At 60.8% G+C, this 18,942-nt stretch carries 15 protein-coding genes; 6 read left to right on the forward strand and 9 right to left on the reverse strand.

Annotated features, from left to right (window positions below):
- Positions 1-42: 42 nt before the first annotated feature.
- A complete protein-coding gene (locus tag GA0061100_RS04320) occupies positions 43-717 on the reverse strand; it encodes an inner membrane-spanning protein YciB (protein WP_244557758.1) in 675 nt (224 codons plus the stop codon).
- A gap of 257 nt (positions 718-974) precedes the next feature.
- Between GA0061100_RS04320 and GA0061100_RS04325 the strand changes: the two genes are divergently transcribed.
- From GA0061100_RS04325 to GA0061100_RS04340, 4 genes are all read left to right on the forward strand, one after another.
- A complete protein-coding gene (locus GA0061100_RS04325; RefSeq protein WP_244557759.1) occupies positions 975-1,583 on the forward strand; it encodes a P-loop NTPase family protein in 609 nt (202 codons plus the stop codon).
- Positions 1,584-1,593: 10 nt separating this feature from the next.
- Positions 1,594-2,058: a GNAT family N-acetyltransferase gene (locus GA0061100_RS04330; RefSeq protein WP_075851450.1), complete on the forward strand. Its 465-nt coding sequence runs from the start codon at positions 1,594-1,596 to the stop codon at positions 2,056-2,058.
- A 106-nt stretch (positions 2,059-2,164) separates the two neighbouring features.
- Positions 2,165-2,485: a hypothetical protein gene (locus GA0061100_RS04335; RefSeq protein ID WP_208621511.1), complete on the forward strand. Its 321-nt coding sequence runs from the start codon at positions 2,165-2,167 to the stop codon at positions 2,483-2,485.
- 109 nt (positions 2,486-2,594) lie between these two features.
- Complete coding sequence (locus tag GA0061100_RS04340) at positions 2,595-2,924, forward strand: hypothetical protein (protein ID WP_075851451.1); 330 nt, start codon at positions 2,595-2,597, stop codon at positions 2,922-2,924.
- Positions 2,925-2,952: 28 nt separating this feature from the next.
- Here the strand turns inward: GA0061100_RS04340 and GA0061100_RS04345 are convergent, their stop codons facing one another.
- Positions 2,953-5,400 (reverse strand): GcvT family protein, encoded by a 2,448-nt coding sequence (locus tag GA0061100_RS04345; RefSeq protein WP_075851453.1) that lies wholly within the window; start codon positions 5,398-5,400, stop codon positions 2,953-2,955.
- A 9-nt stretch (positions 5,401-5,409) separates the two neighbouring features.
- The gene (locus GA0061100_RS04350; RefSeq protein ID WP_075851455.1) at positions 5,410-6,288 is read right to left on the reverse strand and encodes a choline/ethanolamine kinase family protein; all 879 of its coding nucleotides are present in this window, start codon (positions 6,286-6,288) and stop codon (positions 5,410-5,412) included.
- Positions 6,289-6,598: 310 nt separating this feature from the next.
- Between GA0061100_RS04350 and GA0061100_RS04355 the strand changes: the two genes are divergently transcribed.
- On the forward strand, positions 6,599-7,399 hold the full coding sequence (locus GA0061100_RS04355) for a DeoR/GlpR family DNA-binding transcription regulator (RefSeq protein WP_075851457.1): 801 nt from the start codon (positions 6,599-6,601) through the stop codon (positions 7,397-7,399).
- A gap of 80 nt (positions 7,400-7,479) precedes the next feature.
- Here the strand turns inward: GA0061100_RS04355 and GA0061100_RS04360 are convergent, their stop codons facing one another.
- Positions 7,480-8,361 carry a LysR substrate-binding domain-containing protein gene (locus tag GA0061100_RS04360; RefSeq protein WP_075851459.1) on the reverse strand — a complete coding sequence of 294 codons (882 nt, stop codon included), beginning with the start codon at positions 8,359-8,361 and terminating at the stop codon, positions 7,480-7,482.
- 116 nt (positions 8,362-8,477) lie between these two features.
- Between GA0061100_RS04360 and GA0061100_RS04365 the strand changes: the two genes are divergently transcribed.
- Positions 8,478-9,500, forward strand: coding sequence for a YeiH family protein (locus GA0061100_RS04365; RefSeq protein ID WP_075851461.1), 1,023 nt, complete (start codon positions 8,478-8,480; stop codon positions 9,498-9,500).
- Between the two features lie 25 nt (positions 9,501-9,525).
- Here the strand turns inward: GA0061100_RS04365 and GA0061100_RS04370 are convergent, their stop codons facing one another.
- The 5 genes from GA0061100_RS04370 to GA0061100_RS04390 form a co-directional block, all read right to left on the reverse strand.
- Positions 9,526-11,295, reverse strand: coding sequence for a bifunctional diguanylate cyclase/phosphodiesterase (locus tag GA0061100_RS04370; RefSeq protein WP_075851462.1), 1,770 nt, complete (start codon positions 11,293-11,295; stop codon positions 9,526-9,528).
- 145 nt (positions 11,296-11,440) lie between these two features.
- A complete protein-coding gene (locus GA0061100_RS04375; protein ID WP_075851893.1) occupies positions 11,441-13,225 on the reverse strand; it encodes an IlvD/Edd family dehydratase in 1,785 nt (594 codons plus the stop codon).
- A gap of 7 nt (positions 13,226-13,232) precedes the next feature.
- Positions 13,233-14,117 carry an NAD(P)-dependent oxidoreductase gene (locus tag GA0061100_RS04380; RefSeq protein ID WP_075851464.1) on the reverse strand — a complete coding sequence of 295 codons (885 nt, stop codon included), beginning with the start codon at positions 14,115-14,117 and terminating at the stop codon, positions 13,233-13,235.
- Between the two features lie 272 nt (positions 14,118-14,389).
- Entirely contained in the window at positions 14,390-17,587 is a 3,198-nt protein-coding gene (locus tag GA0061100_RS04385) for an efflux RND transporter permease subunit (RefSeq protein ID WP_075851466.1), read from the reverse strand.
- Positions 17,588-17,715: 128 nt separating this feature from the next.
- Entirely contained in the window at positions 17,716-18,903 is a 1,188-nt protein-coding gene (locus GA0061100_RS04390) for an efflux RND transporter periplasmic adaptor subunit (RefSeq protein ID WP_075851468.1), read from the reverse strand.
- Positions 18,904-18,942 lie beyond the last annotated feature (39 nt).

Raw genomic sequence — 18,942 nt, forward strand, 5'->3', positions numbered from 1 at the left:
AGATCACAGCTTTCCGGCAATGGCCGTTGCCGGCAACGGCGATTAAGCCCTTTCGCCTGTCGAGATCAGCAAGGCGTCACGTTCGGCCTCGGGCATGGCGCGCACGCGCCGCCGCACCGTGAGACGGATCGCCGCAAACCCGGCCAGCATCAACACCACTTTGCTGCCGATACCGAAGGCCGGCATAACAGCCGCCCATGTCGATAGATCAAACATGAGGGCAATAACTGCATTGAGCGCAGCGGACAGGAACATCAGGCCGGCCCAGGCAAACCCCACATAAATGGCGACATCGGGCGCAACCGTGCGCGCAATCGCCGGCAGATATCGGTTCATCCAACCAGGCTTCAACATCACGACACCGATGATCGCATAGATCACACTCGGCTTGAACAGCACGAAACGCGGATCATTTGTCAACAGCGTCGCCACGCCGGCAGCGATGACCAGAAAAAGACTGAGCCACTCCATGACCTCGATGGGCTTGCGGCGAATGAACTGAATTCCGATCTGGAGAAGACCAAGCGCAATCGCCAGACATGTCGAAAGCGTGGCATTGTGCGTCAACGACAGCAGGATGACGAACAACAGGCTGGAGGCCAGATCGGCAAGCAGCAGCCTGGCTGCATCGAAAAAGCTTCTCACTGCACCCTGGCTCTCATTGCGACAGGGGTAAAATTCATAGAGCACCGGATTGCCTCGATCAAGGATGTCCACGGGATCACTCTCAGCACAGGGACAAGACCACGCTACGGCTTGACGTCAGGCAGCGCCTCTTTCCAGCCCTTCTCCAGCTTGCTGCCCGCTTCCGCCCTCATCTCTCGGCTCGGCCTGTTGTCGGCATGTCGACTGAGGGGGAGCGGCAATATGGTCAGGAATGGCTGATACGGAAATGGCGAGATCACAATTTCTGGCGGACGAACCGGCTTGGGTTCGATCGTGCTCGACGATTGCGATCAATGGCAGCGACAAGTTTGCAGATCGTTGACAACCGCACTTGGTTCAGCCATTGGAGGCCATCCCAATTTTTCGACCGGTGCCCCATGCTTCCCTTGCATTCCCTTGGCGAGCGCATCGTCGTGCTCGGCCCGTCCAATGCTGGCAAGTCAACCCTTGCGGTTGCGCTCTCCAAAAAGCTTGGCTTTCCAACGATCCATCTCGATCAGCTTCATCACCTGCCTCACACCGATTGGAAGCAGCGTCCCGAAGCAGAATTCGCTGCGCTGCACGATGCGGCCATTCTTGGCGAGCAATGGATTATGGAAGGCAATTATACGCGCCTCATGCCGCAGCGCTTTGCCCGAGCCACCGGGGCGATCCTCATCACCTCCAATCACTGGCTACGCTTTTCGCGCTATCTCAAGCGCACGCTCATCAACAGCGCGAACCGCGCGGGACATCTCGAAGGCGCTAAGGACAGCATCAAATGGGAGATGATTCACTGGATACTGGTGAAGACCCGCAACAGCGGCGCCAAATATGCAAAAATTCTCCAGGAATCCAAGTTGCCGACGGTGGAATGCCATACGGCGGAGGCGCTCAATAGCCTTTATCAGGTTTGGGATTTGCCAACGAGACGATAGGCGGACTGACATGCAGATCCAGATCGATGTAGCTGTACACGCCGATATCGCGCCATGGATGATGCTGTCAGAGGAGGTTGTTGGGCTCTTCGGCCCGATGCCTGGTTTTTCGACGATCCTGGCACGGAAGATCGATCGGAAGCAGGCTCTCTGCGCCCGGACCATGAAAGGACATTCCTTTGCTGGCGGTATTTTGCTCGGAGGATCAGGTGACGTTTTTTGGATACGCTGGCTTGCTGTTTCGCGGGAATATCGCCGCTGTGGCATTGGCCGAAGGCTGATCGAAACAGCGATCACCCATGTTCCCGCTTATTGCTCCATCTGCGTGGACACATTTACGAAAGAAACCACCGGAGGATTAGCTGCGCGCCGGATCTACGAAAGCTGCGGTTTTATACCGGGCGAGATTTGGGCAAACGAAGACATGGTCCGTCAACGTTTCATCCGGGCGCCGCCGAAGGGTTCACTTCCTTAATCGTTCCTCAACTGACAGGATTCATCAATCGAAGCCCATTGCGAGAGCCAAGAAAAACCGTAAGCTGCACTGACTATCTATTCGAAACATCGAGGGAGTAGCTGAAGTGGGCCAGCATATCGGTGATTTAGTTGTGACCAAGATTATGGTTGTCGGCAACACCGTCACCGGAGTTACCCATGTCAAACGAGGTGGGAAACTGATTGCATCCGGAGGCCTGCTCGGCGGATTGATTATTGAAGCCGGGGGAAACGCCGTCGTTTCCGGCCAGATCGGCCGCAATGTCATCAATAACGGGAATCTGGTTTTCAACGGTCAGCTTGCAGGGCGGATCGTTGGTGAAGGCATCGTTGTCATGGGTCCCGGCGCTGATGTCTCCGGCACCGATCTGCCGATCGAGCCGGCCTCACAACATTCTGCCGCATAAGGCCGTTTCAGCAAACGTTCGAGGACTGCCGACCGGCGACTAACGCCGACCGGCCAATATCGCGGTAACCAATACTATCACCACGAACTCGCCAAGCGGAATCCTCAAGATGAACCTGCTGCACTACCTGCTTCTATTCGCTGGCGGCGCCTTTCTCATGAACGCGGTTCCGCATCTGGTGAGCGGAGTTCTCGGTAGACCCTTTCAATCGCCCTTCGCCAAGCCTCGCGGCGTGGGACTTTCGTCATCCACCGTCAATGTCCTGTGGGGTTTCGCCAATCTCGTGGTCGCATACCTGCTTCTCGTGCGGGCTGGTTCCCTGCATTTGGATGACGGATTGGACGCGCTCGCCGTTGGTCTCGGCGCGCTCGCACTCGCTTTGTTTGCCGCACGTCACTTCGGCAATTTCCACGGTGGAAACACGCCGGAACAACAATGAGGGAATAACTCATTCCCGCCTTCCGCTATCACCCCTTGATCCGTGCCATCTGAGGATCATAAAGCGGCTTCAGCACCACCTGACACGGTACGCGGCTCTGCGCGACATCGAGTTCGTAGCGGCCGGACAGCACGAAATCCTCCGTGACGCCGTTGGGATCGCGGACATAGCCGTAGCCGATCGCCTTGCCGATCGTATAGCCGTAGCCGCCGCTCGACAGCCAGCCGACGCGTTGTCCATCACGATAGATCGTCTCGCGGCCGAGGAGCACGATCTCGGGATCGTCAGGCACGAAGCAGGCGAGCATCTTCTTCACGCCGGATGCCAGTTGCAGCTCGACCGCCTCGCGGCCGCGGAAGGCGACGTCTTTCTTCGTCTTCACCGCCCAGGCAAGCCCGGCCTCGACCGGCGTATGGTCCGGCCCAATATCCGAACCCCAGGCACGATAGCCCTTTTCCAGGCGGCAGCTTTCGATAGCGCGGTAGCCGGCATTGACGAGGCCATGCTCGCGGCCCGCGGCCATCAGCACGTCATAGATGGTCGCGGCATATTCCACCGGCACATGCAGTTCGTAGCCGAGCTCGCCGACATAGGTGATGCGCAACGCCCGCACCGGGCAACCGGCAATGCCAACGGTCCTCACCTTGCCGAAGGGGAATGCGGCATTCGAAACGTCGGCCGAAGTCACTACCTGCAAGATTGCGCGCGATTTCGGCCCCATCAGCGACAACACGGAATAGGCAGACGTCACGTCCACCAGTTCCGCATGCATCTCGGGCGGAATATTGCGAGCGATCCAGTCGAAATCATGGGTGGCGAAGCCGGTGCCTGTAGTGATGTAGAATTCGTTTTCGGCAATGCGGGCAACGGTGACATCGCATTCGATGCCGCCCCGGTCGTTCAGCATCTGGGTATAGGTCAAGGCACCCACGGGCTTGGCAACGTCATTGGAGGCGATCCAAGAGATTGCGGCTTCGGCATCCCTGCCCTTCAGCACGAATTTGGCAAAGGAGGTCTGGTCGAAGATCACGGCCGCTTCGCGCACCGCCTTGTGCTCGCGGCCGACGGCATCGAACCAGTTCTGCCGGCCGTATGTGTAGACATCCTTCGGCTCCTCGCCGGCAAAAAGATCAGCAAACCAGTTCGGCCGCTCCCAGCCGAGCTTTTCGCCGAAGCAAGCGCCCTGCGCCTTCAGCCGGTCGTAAAGCGGTGACTTGCGGCAGGGCCGGCCGCTGGAATGCTCCTCGAAAGGCCATGCCATGGTGTAGTGCTTGCCATAGGCTTCCAGCGTTCGGGTGCGAACCCAGTCGGTATCGAAATGCGGGCGGCCGAAACGCCTGATATCGACAGGCCAGAGGTCATAGGGCGGCTCGCCCTTGGCGACCCATTCGGCGAGCGCCATACCTGCCCCACCGGCCGAGGCGATGCCGAAGGCGTTGAAGCCGGCGCCGACGAAGAAGTTCTTCAATTCCGGCGCCTCGCCGAGAATGAAATTGCCGTCGGGCGTAAAGCTCTCCGGGCCGCACAGCAGCTGCTTGACGCCGGCCGTCTGCAGCGCCGGCACGCGCACCAGCGCTTGCTCCATGATCTGCTCGAAATGATCGAAATTGCTGTCGAGCAGCGTGTAGTGGAAATCCCTGGGGATGCCGTCGGGCGCCCAGGGGATAGGATTGGGCTCATAGCCGCCCATGACCAGCCCGCCGACCTCCTCCTTGTAGTAGGTCAGCCGGTCGGGATCGCGCAGCGTCGGCAGGTTGGATGGCACGCCAAAGGATTCGGTGATGAGATATTGATGCTCGACCGAGACGAGCGGGACATTGACGCCGAAACGTTCGGCGAAGGTCCGCGTCCATTGCCCCGCGCAGACGACGACGCGCTCGCATTCGATGCGGCCTCTCTCGGTGATGACGGCGCGGATCCGGCCCTTGTCGATTTCCAGATCGAGAACCTCGGTATCCTCGAAGATCGACACCCCGCTCATGCGCGCGCCCTTCGCCAGCGCCTGGGTGATATCGGAGGGATTGGCCTGCCCGTCCGTCGGCAGGAAGGCGGCGCCGACGAGATCGTCCACATCCATCAGCGGCCAGAGATCGAGCGCCTCCTGCGGCGTCAGGAGATGCATCTGCAGGCCGAAGGATTGCGCCGTCGTCGCCTGCCGCTTCACCTCCGTCCAGCGCTCCTCGTTGCAGGCGAGGCGCAGGCCGCCATTCATCTTCCAGCCGGTGGCAAGCCCCGTCTCCGCCTCGAGCTTCTTGTAGAGATCGACGGAGTAGCCGAGCATCTGCGTGATGTTGGCGCTGGTGCGCAGCTGGCCGACGAGACCGGCCGCATGGAACGTCGTGCCCGAGGTCAGCTTCTTGCGCTCCAGAAGCACGGTATCGGTGAAGCCGAGCTTGCCGAGATGATAGGCGGTCGAGCAGCCGATGATGCCGCCGCCGATGACGACGGTTTTTGCGGTAGCAGGCAGTTCCTTCATCGTGTCACCTCAAGAATTGCGAAAATCCTGCCAGGCGCTCTCGAAGCGCCGCAGATTTTCAGCTGTATAAGAAGAATAATCGAATTCGATGTCGGAATGGATTTCAGAGACCATGCTCCACATCGTCTCACGCAGAAGCGACGCGCATTTCATCGCCTGATAACGCCGCCGCAGGTCGTCGCTGACGCCAGCCTCGAAATAGGCTTCCAGCATCGCTTCTTCCTGCGCTTCCGAGAATTCATTGTTGGAGGCAAGGCCGCCGAGATCGAAAAGCGGCGTGTTGAAACCCGCATAGTCCCAATCGATCAGCCACAGCCGTTTGCCGTCATCGAGGAAATTCGCGGCCAGCAGATCGTTGTGACCGAATGCGATCTCGAAGGGACCAGCTTCGCGTTCCAGTCGCTCGGCAATCTCCAGAAAGGAGGGCAAGAGCGGCTTGTGCCGGCTATCGCCAGCGTTCAGGACGGCTGCATAGTCTCGGAGCACATGGAAGACCCAGAAGATCGCCGCCGGCCCACGAAAATACCTGGCGACATCGCGATGACATGAGCGGACAAGCGAAACGACCCGCTCCATGAATGCAGGATGACTTACATCCTCGGCGGACAGCGGCTTGGCATCGATATAGTCAAGCACCAATATGCCGGGCTCATGATGAATGACGGCAGGCGAAAGCCCGGCCGCATGGGCTGCCCTGCTTGCAGCAACTTCGTTTGCGCGGCTGATATGGTGAACGGGGATATCCTCACCCAGCCGCACGACGAAACGGCGGCCTGCATCGCCGACCAGATAGTTGCGATTGGTGATGCCACCGACAAGCGGGGCGATCTCGATCGGCCCGTGCCAGAGACTGAGAGAATGGATCATGTCTTCCGGCGTCGCAGTCATTCCCCCTCCGGTGCTACTGCTCAGCATCCTTTGGACCGAACGTTCCCCACAAAAAGCAAGGCTGTCAAGGGTCTCCCACAAAAAGAAACGAATATTTGGCTTTTTGTTGATTTATTGCACAAAACTCAAATCAGATCAGCTATGGATATCCGAAAGACGCGCTTCACCGTAGGTGAGATTTGTCTTAAAAACTCAGGCGCGAGGCAACCGGATCGAGACCGTGCGCGTTGACGCCTTTGGCGACAATGGGCCGGCCATTTCGACAGCCATGCAAGTTTTGGGATCAATACCCTTTGTAGGATCAAGAACCATGTCGGGCATATCCCAGCCACCACTTCACTCCAATCATCGCGAGCGCGAGATTCTGGAGGAGTTGCGCCTGGCCGGCGGCGCAAGCCGCATCCAGTTCCTGGCCGAGCGGCTCGGCGTTTCCGAAGAAACCATCCGTCGCAACATCCGCAGCCTCGAGGCTAATGGGCTGGTCACCAAGGTACACGGTGGGGTCCATATCAAGGACTCCATGAACGAGCCGCCGCTGCACCTGCGCATGAACGAGAACGCCGAAGCCAAGCGGATGATCGCCGCAACCGTCGCCGCCATGATCGAGGATGGCGATGCCCTCTTCCTCGACGTCGGCTCGACCACCGCCTTCATCGCCGTCGCGTTGCAGAAGCACCAGAACCTTTTCGTCGTCACCAATGCCGTCGCCGTCGCCCACGCGCTCGCCACCCGCAACGGCAATCGCGTCTTCTTTGCAGGCGGCGAATTGCGCGGTCACGACGGCGGCACCTTCGGCATGGAAGCCGCCAATTTCCTGCGTCGCTTCAACGTGCGCCACGCCATCCTCTCGGTCGGCGCCATCAACGCGGCCTCGGGCTTCATGCTGCACGATCTCGAGGAAGCGGAATATTCACGGGAAGCGGCAAGCCGCGCCGAAAACCGCATCGTCGTCGCCGACAGCGCCAAGTTTGGCCGCAGCGCACCGATCGTCCTGAGCGAACCCACAACCTACGACGTACTGGTCACCGACGACATGCCGCCGGACGATATTCGCGCCATGCTGGAACGCAACGAGATCGAGCTCGTCATCGCCAACCGGCAACGGGGCTAGCGACGCTAATGCGTCCAAAGGCCGGACCGAGGCAGATGAAATTGAGCGATGTGCTCGTTTAAAGCAAATCACTCGCGAGCTTAGCCCTTGCACATAACCTCAAGCGTCTGTGCAGCTTTGCTCGCATGGCGCTCCTTGTGGCGCAGCAGCCGGAAGCTGCGGGCGGGCAGATCGAAACTGGCCTGAACCAGCAGCCCCTGCCCGAGATAGGCTCTTGCCGCGGCACTCGAAATGGCCGCAGCGCTTTTCCCGGCGCCGACAGCGGAGAGAACAGCTTCATTCGAAGGCAAAACGAGCGCCACGTCGAGATCGCGCGGCGAAGCGCCGAGCCTGGCGACTGCGTTCTCGAATTCCGAGCGTGTGCCCGACCCCTCCTCCCGCATCACCCAGGACGTGCCGGTGGTTAGGTCATCAGCGGTCAGTTGCCGTCCGTCCGCCCAGGGGTGATACGGCGGCACGACGATGACGAGCGCGTCCTGTGCCACGACCTTCATCGACAGCGCCGGCGCATCCACTTCGCCCTCGATGAAACCCAGTTCGGCCGCACCATCGATGACGGCCTCGGTGACGGTGCGGGTATTGCCGATCGTCAGATCGAGCTCGATGCCGGGATACTCGCTGTGAAACCGCATCAGCAAGGGTGGCAGCCAGTAGCTGGCGATGGTCTGGCTTGCATAGAGGCTGAGGTGGCCGCGCTGCAGGCCGCCCAATTCCGAAAGCATGAGCTCGGCTGAGCGCACGCGCGCCAGCGTCGCCTTGGCTTCGCCCAGGAAGGAACGGCCCGTCTCCGTCAATTCGATCCTCCGCCCGACGCGATGGAAAAGCTCGACGCCGTAATAGGCTTCGAGGTTCTTGATCGCAGAGCTGACGGCGGAAGGCGTCAGATGGATCGCTTCGGCGGCATTCGTCAGATGCTCTCGCTCCGCGACAGCGACGAAAATGGCGAGCTGTTCAAAGGTCATGGGAAATCATTCTAATTTATCGAACAAAACATAGGATAATATTCGATGGATGTCGACATCGGCAGATGAGACTTTCCAGCCGTCACCAAATCACAAGAAACGAATGACGGCACGCCATGTCCCCAGCTCGACGCGCAAACGAGATCCTTCCCGGCCTAGCACTCACCGCGGCGGTAGCCCTTCTGGCCTATGCCGCAGAGCATGTTGAAGTAGGCCTCCTCGGTGGCCGGTGGATCGAAAGCCTGGTGCTTGCCATCGCCCTCGGCATCTTAGTCTGCACGATCAAGCCGCTGAAGCCGGCCATGAAACCGGGCATCGATTTCAGTGCCAAGTTCCTTCTGGAAATCGCCATCGTCCTTCTCGGCGCGTCCATCAGCCTTTCGGCGATCCGCGGCGCCGGCGTCTGGCTGATTGCCGGCATCGCCATCGTCGTCGTGCTGTCGATCGCGGCTACCTATCTCATCGGCCGGGCGCTCGGCCTGCCGCCGAAGCTCGCAACGCTGATCGCCTGCGGCAACTCGATATGCGGCAATTCGGCAATCGTCGCCGTTGCGCCCGTGATCGAAGCCGACTCGCAGGAGATCGCCGCAGCACTCGCCTTCACCGCCGTCCTCGGCATTGCCGCCGTGTTCCTGCTGCCGCTTTTCTATTTCCACTTCGGCATGAGCGTGCCGCAATACGGGACCCTCGCCGGACTGACGGTCTATGCGGTGCCGCAGGTACTGGCGGCGACCGCTCCCGTTGGCCTGCTCGCCGTCCAGACCGGCACGCTCGTCAAGCTCGTCCGTGTCCTGATGCTGGGTCCGGTCATCTTCCTGCTCGGCATCCTCACCAAGGCTGAAGCCTCAGGCAGCGATGAACGCAACGGCCATCACCATTCTCTGGTCCCCTGGTTCATCTGCGGCTTTCTCGGGCTTATGGCGCTGCGTTCTTTCGGACTTATTCCGGATGCGCTGGTGACACCGATGGAGACTGTTTCCGGCATTTTGACCGTCATCGCCATGGCAGCGCTCGGCCTGTCGGTAAACATCCGCTCCGTTGCCCATGCCGGCGGCAGGGTGATTGCCGCAGCGACGCTATCGCTTTTAACGCTTGGCGCCATCAGCTACGGCCTGATCCTCGCTCTGCAGATTCAGTAGCATACGCCGCAAGATTGGCTGACGATCAGCTCGGGCTCGATGCCTCGGCTGATTTCAGCAAAGCCGCAGTCTCGCTTTCGCAGGAAGGATAGCCGATAGCATAGCCCTGAAGTTCATCGCAGCCGACCTCGGCCAGAACGCGCGCGTGATCTTCGGTCTCGACCCCTTCGGCGACCACCTCGACATTCAATGTGCGTGCGATTTCGATGATAGAGCCGACAAGACGACGCTGCTCCTCGGAAACCGTTACGGCAGTTACCAGTTGCCGGTCTATCTTCAACCGCTTCGGCTTCAACTTGACGAGGCCGATCAGCGAAGCGTGACCGGAGCCGAAATCGTCGATCTCGATATCGATCCCCATCTCCTTGATGCCAGCGATATTGGCAAGCACTGCCTCGTCGGGCTCATCCAGAAAGATGGTCTCCACCAGCTCGAAGGCGATGGCGTGGCGCGGTATTCTGAGAGCCCGCAATCCATCGATCAGGTCGGGATCGGCAAGCCGGCGACCGGAGATATTGACAGCGATGCGCGGCGGTGAAAGCCCCTGCGAAACCCAGGCTGCCCGATCCGCCAGTGCGCGCTTCAGCACGGCCGCATCGATCTCCGCGGTAAATCCATATTCATCGGCGACCTTGAGGAAGGCCACGGGGCTCAGCAATCCCCTTCCCGGATGCCGCCAGCGTGCCAGCGCCTCCAGTCCGACGATGCGGCGGCTCTGCGCATCGACTTGAATCTGATAGAAGGGCTCGATCTGCCGCAGCACCGGCGCCAATCGCAACTCGTCGGCCAGGCGGCGTTCTGCATGCAGATCGGACTGGAGCTGCGGCGTGAAGAACTCCACCCGGTTGCGGCCGAGTTTCTTGGCCTGAAAAAGGGCGACATCGGATTCTGCCAGCAAATTGCCCGCGCCGCTCGTCTCGCCTATCGCTACGCCGATGGACGCGCCGATCCTCAGCATCTCGTTGCCGAAACGTACTTCGCGGCGCAATCGCGATAAAATATCGTCGGCGATCGCCTGAAGCCTTTCGACACTGCCGATATTGACCAGCACGGCCACGAACTCGTCACCGCCGATGCGGGCGACGATGTCGTTGGCAGTGATCGCTCCGGAGATGCGGGCGGCAGCGCTCTGCAGCGTGGCATCACCAGCCGCATGGCCCCATTTGTCGTTGATCTCCTTGAATCCATCGAGATCGATATGGAGGATCGCCAAGGTTCCGATAGACGTATCGTTGTGCAACTCAGCCAGACGCCGGTCGAAATAGCGGCGGTTTGGGAGGCCTGTGAGATAATCGTGATCGGCGGCATGCTCTATTCGCGCACGACTGTGCTCCAATGCAATGGCGCGCGCTTCGGCGATGGCCTTTTGGCCGCTCAGTTCCCGATTGAGCAGGACGTCAGCCGTGACGTCCCATTCCGCGCCGATGAAGGAAGGTGCCCCGTCCGCATCCTCATAGTAATGCGCGCGCGAACGCAGATGGCGTACCTCGCCTCCGGGCAGGATGATGCGGAACTGGGAATTGTAGAAACCCTTCCTGGCCAGCGCGACATCGAAATCGTGGACCGCCCCTTCGACATCCTCGGGATGCAGCGCGTTCATCCAGACGTCGGAAGAAACCCTGCGCTCCTGAAGCCCGGTCCCGTAGAGCTTGTGCATCTGCGAGTCCCAGAGCAGCTCCTGCTCGTTGACATTATGCTGCCAGACACCGATTTGAGACGCCTCCAGCGCCAGCTCCAGCCTCCTCAAAAGGTCCTGGAACTCTTCTTCGCTTCGCCCTGATGTCGTCCCTGCCAAAGAGCACCACCCCCTTCGGAAACTTGAAGAGACTAACTAACGCAGCCAATTATAGTTGCACTACTCCCTTTCGCGAACTTTAATGGCTGCGCAAGCTACCCAAATTAACAGCACCGCTCCAATCCTTGCCGGCCGCCGACACCTGTCAATGGTTGTGCCTCGGCGGATTGGCAGCGATGTCGCGAAAATCGGCGGCGCCATCCAGCACAGCTCCGTCGGAAAGCTGCGTGACCGAACGACGATAGATGCGCTGCCACGGCGTCGCATCCGGCGGTACTGGCGGGATACCGTCGCCCTTGCGACGCGCGATTTCCGCCTCCTCCACCAGCATGTCGCAGCGCCCCTGATTGAAATCGATGCGGATGATGTCACCGGTCCTGAGCCATGCAAGCCCACCGCCCGCAGCACTTTCGGGCGAAGCGTTAAGGATCGAAGGGCTGTCGGCCGTGCCGGACTGTCGGCCATCGCCGATCGTCGGTAGACTGCGAATGCCCCGCTTTAGAAGCGCATCTGGCGGCTGCATGTTCACGACTTCGGCCGATCCCGGCCAGCCGATCGGTCCGGCGCCGCGGATAACGAGAATGGTCTTTTCGTCGATGCCGAGATCGGGATGATTGATGCGCTTGTGATAATCCTCCGATCCGTCGAAGACGACCGCCCTGCCCTGAAACACGCCTTCATGGCCCGGCTCCTGCAGATAGCGGCCGCGGAACTCCTCCGAGACCACGCTCATCTTCATGATGGCGAAGTCGAACAGATTGCCCTTCAGCACCAGGAAGCCGGCACGCTCCTTCAGCGGATCGGCGAAGGGGCGGATGACCTCGCGATCAGTCGCCTCGCGGCCTTTCAGGTTGTCCGCCATCGTCCGGCCCGTCACAGTCGGACAGCTGCCATCCAGCTTGCCGACCTGCAGCAGCTCCCACATGACAGCCGGAACGCCACCGGCGCGGTGGAAACGCTCGCCGAGATAGGCGCCTGCCGGCTGCACATTGGCAAGCAGCGGAATGTCGAAGCCATGCACCTGCCAGTCGTCGGGATAAAGCTCGACGCCGGCGTGTTTGGCCATGGCGGCAAGATGCGGCTGCGCATTGGTCGAGCCGCCAATCGCGGAATTGACCCTTATCGCATTGAGGAAGGCCTCGCGCGTCAAGACATCCGAGGGCTTGATATCCTCCAGCACCAGCTCGACCGCGCGCCGCCCCGTACGATAGGCCATCTGACCGCGCTCGCGATAGGCGCCGGGAATGGCGGCGCAGCCGGTCAGCGACATGCCAAGCGCTTCCGCCATGGCGTTCATGGTCGAGGCCGTTCCCATGGTGTTGCAATGACCGATCGATGGCGCCGAGGCGAGCGACGCCTCCATGAACTCTTCCTCGTCGATCTCGCCGGCCGCCAGCTTGCGGCGCGAACGCCATATCACCGTGCCGGAGCCCGCAAGCTCGCCCTCATGCCAGCCATCGAGCATCGGGCCGCCGGAGAGAACGATTGCCGGAATATTGACCGTCGAAGCCGCCATCAGCGCCGACGGCGTGGTCTTGTCGCAGCCGGTGGTCAGGACGACGCCGTCGAGCGGATAGCCATAGAGCACTTCCACCAGGCCGAGATAGGCGAGATTACGATCGAGTGCCGCCGTCGGGCGCTTGCAGTTCTCGAAGATCGGATGGGTCGGAAACTCGATCGGAATACCGCCGGCATCGCGAATGCCGTCGCGCACGCGCTTGGCAAGGTCGAGGTGATGGCGGTTGCAGGGTGTGAGATCGCTGCCGCTCTGGGCAATGCCGATGATCGGCTTTCCCGACCGCAGCTCCTCCGGTGTGATGCCGTAGTTCATGAAGCGCTCGAGATAGAGCGCCGTCATGTCGATATGATCGGGATTGTCGAACCAGTCCTGCGAACGCAGACGACGCTTGGATGCACCCTTGTCGCTCATCTCTTCCTCAAGCCTTTCCCTGGGCATTCTTGTCTTCCAGATGCTGCAGCAAACCGCTGTGATCCTGCTCGCCGCCGCCATTCTCGACGAATTCGGCAAACTCGGCCCGAACGACTTCGGTCAACGGCAGATGAAGCGACAGGTTCTGCGCCGCCGCCAGCACCGTATCGAGATCCTTCAATTGGTTGCGAGCGGTTCCACCCGGCTCAAAATTACGCTCGATCATGCGCTGGCCATGCAGCTCCAGGATCCGGCTTTCGGCAAAGCCGCCGCGAATGGCGTCACGAAACGCCTCGCGCGAGCCCCCGCCAGCCTCGACCAGCAGCATCGCTTCCGCGACGGCGCCGATGGTCACGGCAACGATCTGCTGATTGCCGAGTTTTGCGAGCTGCCCGGTGCCGCTCGGACCAACTCTGGTTACGCGCCCGAGCGGCGCCATGATATCGCGAACACTGTCGATGACCTCGGCATCGCCGCCGGCCATGATTGCCAGCGTTCCGGCAGTCGCCCCGACTACGCCGCCGGAAACCGGCGCATCGATGTGCCGAATGCCGCGCTCGGCAAGTTTGAAGGCATGTTCGCGGGCAACAGCCGGCGATATCGAGCTGTTGTCGATAACGATCGTTCCAGATTCCAGCACGTCGGCCACACCGCTGCCGAACAGAACCTCACCGACAGCCCCACCATTCGTCAGCATGGTAAAAACCACTGCGGCTCCCCGTGCCGCCTCCGCCGCCGTATCCGCGACGGTCGCGCCATCGGCAGTCAGAGGCTCCGCCTTGCTATGATCGCGATTCCAGACGGTTACGGCGAAACCGGCAGCCAATAGACGTCGTGCCATCGGTGCACCCATCAAACCGGTACCGAGAAAAGCGATCTTCCTGCCGCTCATAGACTATCCTCCGAATGGAACGCGCGGACCCTGCGGTATGCTATCGCCCTTTAGGTCCTTGCGCCAACGAGCCACTCCTCATGCCCGATGTACGTCAATCAATTCACCCAAGAGCTTGATAAACCTATGGTGCCAGCATGCAAAGGAAATCCGCGGCCTTGCGGCAAATTCTTCAAAGGCCAAATCCGGAACAGGCCGTAGATAGAGAAAAGGCGGGACCTTTCGGTCCCGCCTTGGCCTGTCGAGCACTGGAGTACTATTCGGCACGGCCCCTATTCGGCGGCGATCGGGAGTACCTCCGCCGAATGTTCGTTGTCGTTGTGCGGATGCTGCTTCAGCGGACGGTTGCCCGTGACGCTGCGGATCAGCACGTAGAACACCGGCGTCATGAAGATGCCGAAGAAGGTGACGCCGATCATACCCGCAAACACAGCGACACCCATGGCAGCGCGCATTTCGGCACCGGCACCGGTCGAGGTGACGAGCGGCACGACACCCATGATGAAGGCCATGGAGGTCATCAGGATCGGGCGCAGACGCAACCGGCTGGCCTCGATCGCGGCCTGAACCGGCTTGCGACCGTCGAATTCCAGCTCGCGGGCAAATTCCACAATCAGGATCGCGTTCTTCGCCGACAAGCCCACCAACACCATCAAGCCGATCTGCGTGAAGATGTTGTTGTCGCCACCCGTCAGCCAGACGCCGGTCAAGGCGGCAAGCACACCCATCGGCACGATCATGACGATCGCAAGCGGCAGGCTGATGCTCTCATACTGGGCAGCCAGCACGAGATAGACGAGCAGCAGAGCGAGCGGGAAGATGATGATGCCCGAGCTGCCGGCCAGGATCTGCTGGTAGGTCAGGTCAGTCCATTCGAAGCCGATGCCCGGAGGCAGCGTCTCGCTGGCGATCCTCTCGACGGCAGCCTGTGCCTGACCGGACGAGAAGCCCTGCGCCGGCCCGCCATTGATGTCGGCGGCAAGGAAGCCGTTGTAGCGCGTCGTCCGTTCCGGCCCGGTGCTGGCCTCGACCTTCAACAGGGCGGACAGCGGGATCATCTGGCCCGACGCCGAGCGAACCTTCAACTCGCCGATATCGCTCGCATGCGAACGGAACTGGGCGTCCGCCTGCACACGCACGCTGTAGGTACGACCGAATGCGTTGAAGTCGTTGACGTAGAGCGAACCCAGATAAATCTGCAGCGTATCGAAGACATCGGTTACCGAGACGCCAAGCTGTTCGGCCTTGGCGCGATCGAGATCGGCAAAGAGCTGCGGCACGTTGATCTGGTAGCTCGAGAAAATACCCGTCAGTTCCGGCGTCTGGTAGGCCTTGGCGAGGAACGCCTTGTTGGCCTCGTCGAGCGCCTGATAGCCGAGACCGGCGCGGTCCTCGATCTGCAGCTTGAAGCCGCCGGTCGTGCCGAGACCCTGGACGGGCGGCGGCGGGAACATGGCGATGAAGGCATCCTGGATCGCGCCGAACTTGTGGTTCAGCTGCATGGCAATCGCCCCACCCGACAGATTGGGCGTCGTGCGCTCCTCGAAAGCCTTCAGCGTCACGAAGACGATACCGGCATTGGAGGAGTTGGTGAAGCCGTTGATCGACAGGCCCGGGAAGGCAATCGCATGTTCGACACCAGGCTGTTCCAGCGCGATCTTGCTCATTCGCTGGATGACATCATCCGTACGGTCGAGGGTCGCGCCATCGGGCAGCTGGGCAAAGCCGATCAGATACTGCTTGTCCTGCTGCGGAACGAAGCCGCCGGGAACGGCCTGGAACAGGTAGTAGGTCGCGCCGATGAGGGCGAGATAGACGACCATGACCAGGCTCTTGACCGACAGGATGCCGCCGACGCCCTTGCCGTAAGCAGACGAACCACGATGGAAGACCTTGTTGAAGCCGCGGAAGAACCAGCCAAGCCCGAAATCCATCACGCGCGTCAGCATGTCCTTCGGTGCATGATGATCCTTCAGGAGCATCGCAGCCAGTGCCGGAGACAGGGTCAGCGAGTTGAAGGCGGATATGACTGTGGAGATCGCGATCGTCAGCGCGAACTGGCGATAGAACTGACCCGACAGGCCTGAGATGAAGGCCAGCGGCACGAAGACGGCAACCAGCACCAGCGCGATCGCGATGATCGGGCCGGACACTTCCTTCATGGCGCGATAGGTCGCTTCACGCGGGCTGAGCCCGTTCTCGATGTTGCGCTCGACGTTTTCGACGACCACGATCGCGTCGTCCACCACGATACCGATCGCCAGCACCAGGCCGAAGAGGCTGAGTGCGTTGATCGAGAACCCGCAGATATACATCACCGCGAACGTGCCGATGATCGACACCGGAACGGCGATCAGCGGGATGATCGAGGCACGCCATGTCTGCAGGAACAGGATGACGACGATAACGACGAGCACGATGGCTTCGAGCAGCGTATGCACGACCTTGTCGATCGACGCGCGCACGAACTGCGTGGTGTCATAGACGATTTCGTACTTCACGCCGTCGGGCATTGCGGTTTGCAGCTCGTTCATCGTCTTGACGACGTTGTCCGAGATGGTGATCGCGTTGGAGCCCGGGGACTGGAAGACCGGGATAGCCACAGCAGGCTTACCGTCGAGAAGCGAACGCAGCGAATAGTCGGCGGCGCCGAGTTCGATGCGGGCGACGTCACGCAGGCGCGTGATTTCACCGTTGGTGCCGCTCTTGACGATGATGTTGCCGAATTCCTCCGGCGTCGTCAGACGGCCCTGGGCGTTGACGTTCAGCTGCACGTCGATGCCGGGGACACTCGGCGACTGGCCGATGATACCGGCAGCAGCCTGAATGTTCTGAGCGCGAATGGCATTGGCGATATCGCTTGCGGCAAGACCGCGTTCGGCCGCCTTCTGCGGATCGACCCACACGCGCATCGAATAGTCACCCGAGCCGAACACGCGAACCTGGCCGACGCCGTCGATACGGGCAAGCCGGTCCTTGATGTTCAGGGTGGCGTAGTTGCGCAGATAGGTGATGTCGTAACGATTGTCCGGCGAGATGAGGTTGACCACCATCATCAGGTCGGGCGAGCTCTTGACCGTCGTGATACCGAGGTCACGCACGTTCTGCGGCAGACGGGGTTCCGCCTGAGAGACGCGGTTCTGCACGAGCTGCTGTGCCTTGTCCGGATCGGTGCCGAGCTTGAAGGTGACGGTCAGCGTCAACAGACCGTCCGATGTCGCCTGGCTGCTCATGTAGAGCATGCCTTCGACACCGTTGATCTGCTCTTCGATCGGTGTTGCCACCGTTTCGGCGATGACCTTCGGGTTGGCGCCTGGATATTGCGCGGTGACGACGATCGACGGCGGCACGACTTCCGGATATTCGGAAATCGGCAGCAGCTTCAGACCGATCAGGCCGGCGACCACGATGAGGATCGATAGCACTCCGGCAAACACCGGACGGTCGACGAAAAATCTTGAGATGTTCATGGCAGAACCCTCTCCACGAGTGAATCAAGGGACACGAAGTCCGCGCCCGCGGCCCAGGAGGCGCCACGAGCATTACAAAATCGAGACTTGGAACAGCGGCCGGGAGCTAAGCCCTCCGGCCGTATGAATTACTTGGCAGCGACCTTTTCTTCCGGCTTCGGATCGACGACGGCGCCCGGGCGAACCCGCTGCAGGCCGTTGACGATGATCCGGTCACCGGCGTTCAGGCCGGATGTAACGATACGCAAGCCGTCCGAGGTATCGCCGAGATTGATCGGGCGATATTCGACCTTGTTGTCAGCCCCGACGACGAACACGAACTTCTTGTCCTGATCGGTGCCGATTGCCCGCTCGCTGATCAGTAGCTTGGTCTCGGCCTTCGGCTGTCCCATGCGAACCCGCACGAACTGACCGGGGATGAGACGACCGCCGGGATTGTCGAAGACGGCGCGAACGCTGACAGTGCCGCTCGCCGCATCGACTTCATTGTCGATCAGCTGCAGCTTGCCCTTTATCGGCGTGCCGTTATCGCTGGCCGTGCCGATCTGAACCGGGATCTGCTCGACTGGCGGAACGGTACCCCCGGTAGCTGGTAGTTCAGACAGCGCCTGGGTAACGGTCTGTTCGTTGGCACTGAAGCTGGCATAGATCGGATCGACCGAAACGAGCGTCGTCAATGCTGAAGAGGACGCACCCGCGGCAACAAGGTTACCTACAGTTACAGCGATTTTACCGACGCGACCGGCAATCGGGGCGCGGACCTGCGTGTAATCGAGATTTAACTGCGCCGTCTGCAGGGTCGCTTGCGCCGCCTTCAGGTTGGCTTCCGCCGCAGCGTAATTGCTGGCGCGCGTGTCCATATCGCTCTGCGAGATCGTCTTGTTGTCGAAGAGCTTCTGGCCGCGATCGACCTCGACTTTGGTCAGATTAAGGGTGGCCTTCGCCGCGCCAACCTGCGCCTGTGCCTGGGCGACGGCCGCCTCATAGGGAGCGGGATCGATCGTGACAAGCAGGTCGCCCTGCTTGACCAGGGCGCCTTCGCGGAAATGCACGGACTGGATTGCGCCAGCCACGCGCGGCCGGATTTCGACACGGTCGATAGCCTCGAGCCGGCCGGAAAATTCCTGCCAGGACGTGATGTCGCGCGGCTCGACGGCAGCAACCGTGACGGGGACAGCCGGCGGCGGCGCCTGGCTGGCGGCCTCGGTTGCCTGCGCGCCGCGCGGCAGCTCCAGATAGAAAGCCGCGCCTGCAACAGCCGCAGCAACACCCATGCCGGCGCCCCACAGGGCCCAGCGCTTATCGTTGGACTTCATGTTAGTCTCTCCTTTGGCCCCGTCTTGGGATACGGGACC

It is taken from the genome of Martinezella hainanensis (assembly GCF_900094555.1).
Classification (GTDB): Bacteria; Pseudomonadota; Alphaproteobacteria; order Rhizobiales; family Rhizobiaceae; genus Rhizobium; species Rhizobium hainanense.

What these genes read in the sequence shown, in the direction of transcription:
- GA0061100_RS04330 (WP_075851450.1), top strand. Translation starts at nt 1,594, where the DNA reads ATGCAGATCCAGATCGATGTAGCTGTACACGCCGATATCGCGCCATGG.
- GA0061100_RS04340 (WP_075851451.1), top strand. Translation starts at nt 2,595, where the DNA reads ATGAACCTGCTGCACTACCTGCTTCTATTCGCTGGCGGCGCCTTTCTC.
- GA0061100_RS04345 (WP_075851453.1), bottom strand. Translation starts at nt 5,400, where the DNA reads ATGAAGGAACTGCCTGCTACCGCAAAAACCGTCGTCATCGGCGGCGGC.
- GA0061100_RS04350 (WP_075851455.1), bottom strand. Translation starts at nt 6,288, where the DNA reads ATGACTGCGACGCCGGAAGACATGATCCATTCTCTCAGTCTCTGGCAC.
- GA0061100_RS04355 (WP_075851457.1), top strand. Translation starts at nt 6,599, where the DNA reads ATGTCGGGCATATCCCAGCCACCACTTCACTCCAATCATCGCGAGCGC.
- GA0061100_RS04360 (WP_075851459.1), bottom strand. Translation starts at nt 8,361, where the DNA reads ATGACCTTTGAACAGCTCGCCATTTTCGTCGCTGTCGCGGAGCGAGAG.
- GA0061100_RS04365 (WP_075851461.1), top strand. Translation starts at nt 8,478, where the DNA reads ATGTCCCCAGCTCGACGCGCAAACGAGATCCTTCCCGGCCTAGCACTC.
- GA0061100_RS04375 (WP_075851893.1), bottom strand. Translation starts at nt 13,225, where the DNA reads ATGAGCGACAAGGGTGCATCCAAGCGTCGTCTGCGTTCGCAGGACTGG.
- GA0061100_RS04380 (WP_075851464.1), bottom strand. Translation starts at nt 14,117, where the DNA reads ATGAGCGGCAGGAAGATCGCTTTTCTCGGTACCGGTTTGATGGGTGCA.
- GA0061100_RS04385 (WP_075851466.1), bottom strand. Translation starts at nt 17,587, where the DNA reads ATGAACATCTCAAGATTTTTCGTCGACCGTCCGGTGTTTGCCGGAGTG.
- GA0061100_RS04390 (WP_075851468.1), bottom strand. Translation starts at nt 18,903, where the DNA reads ATGAAGTCCAACGATAAGCGCTGGGCCCTGTGGGGCGCCGGCATGGGT.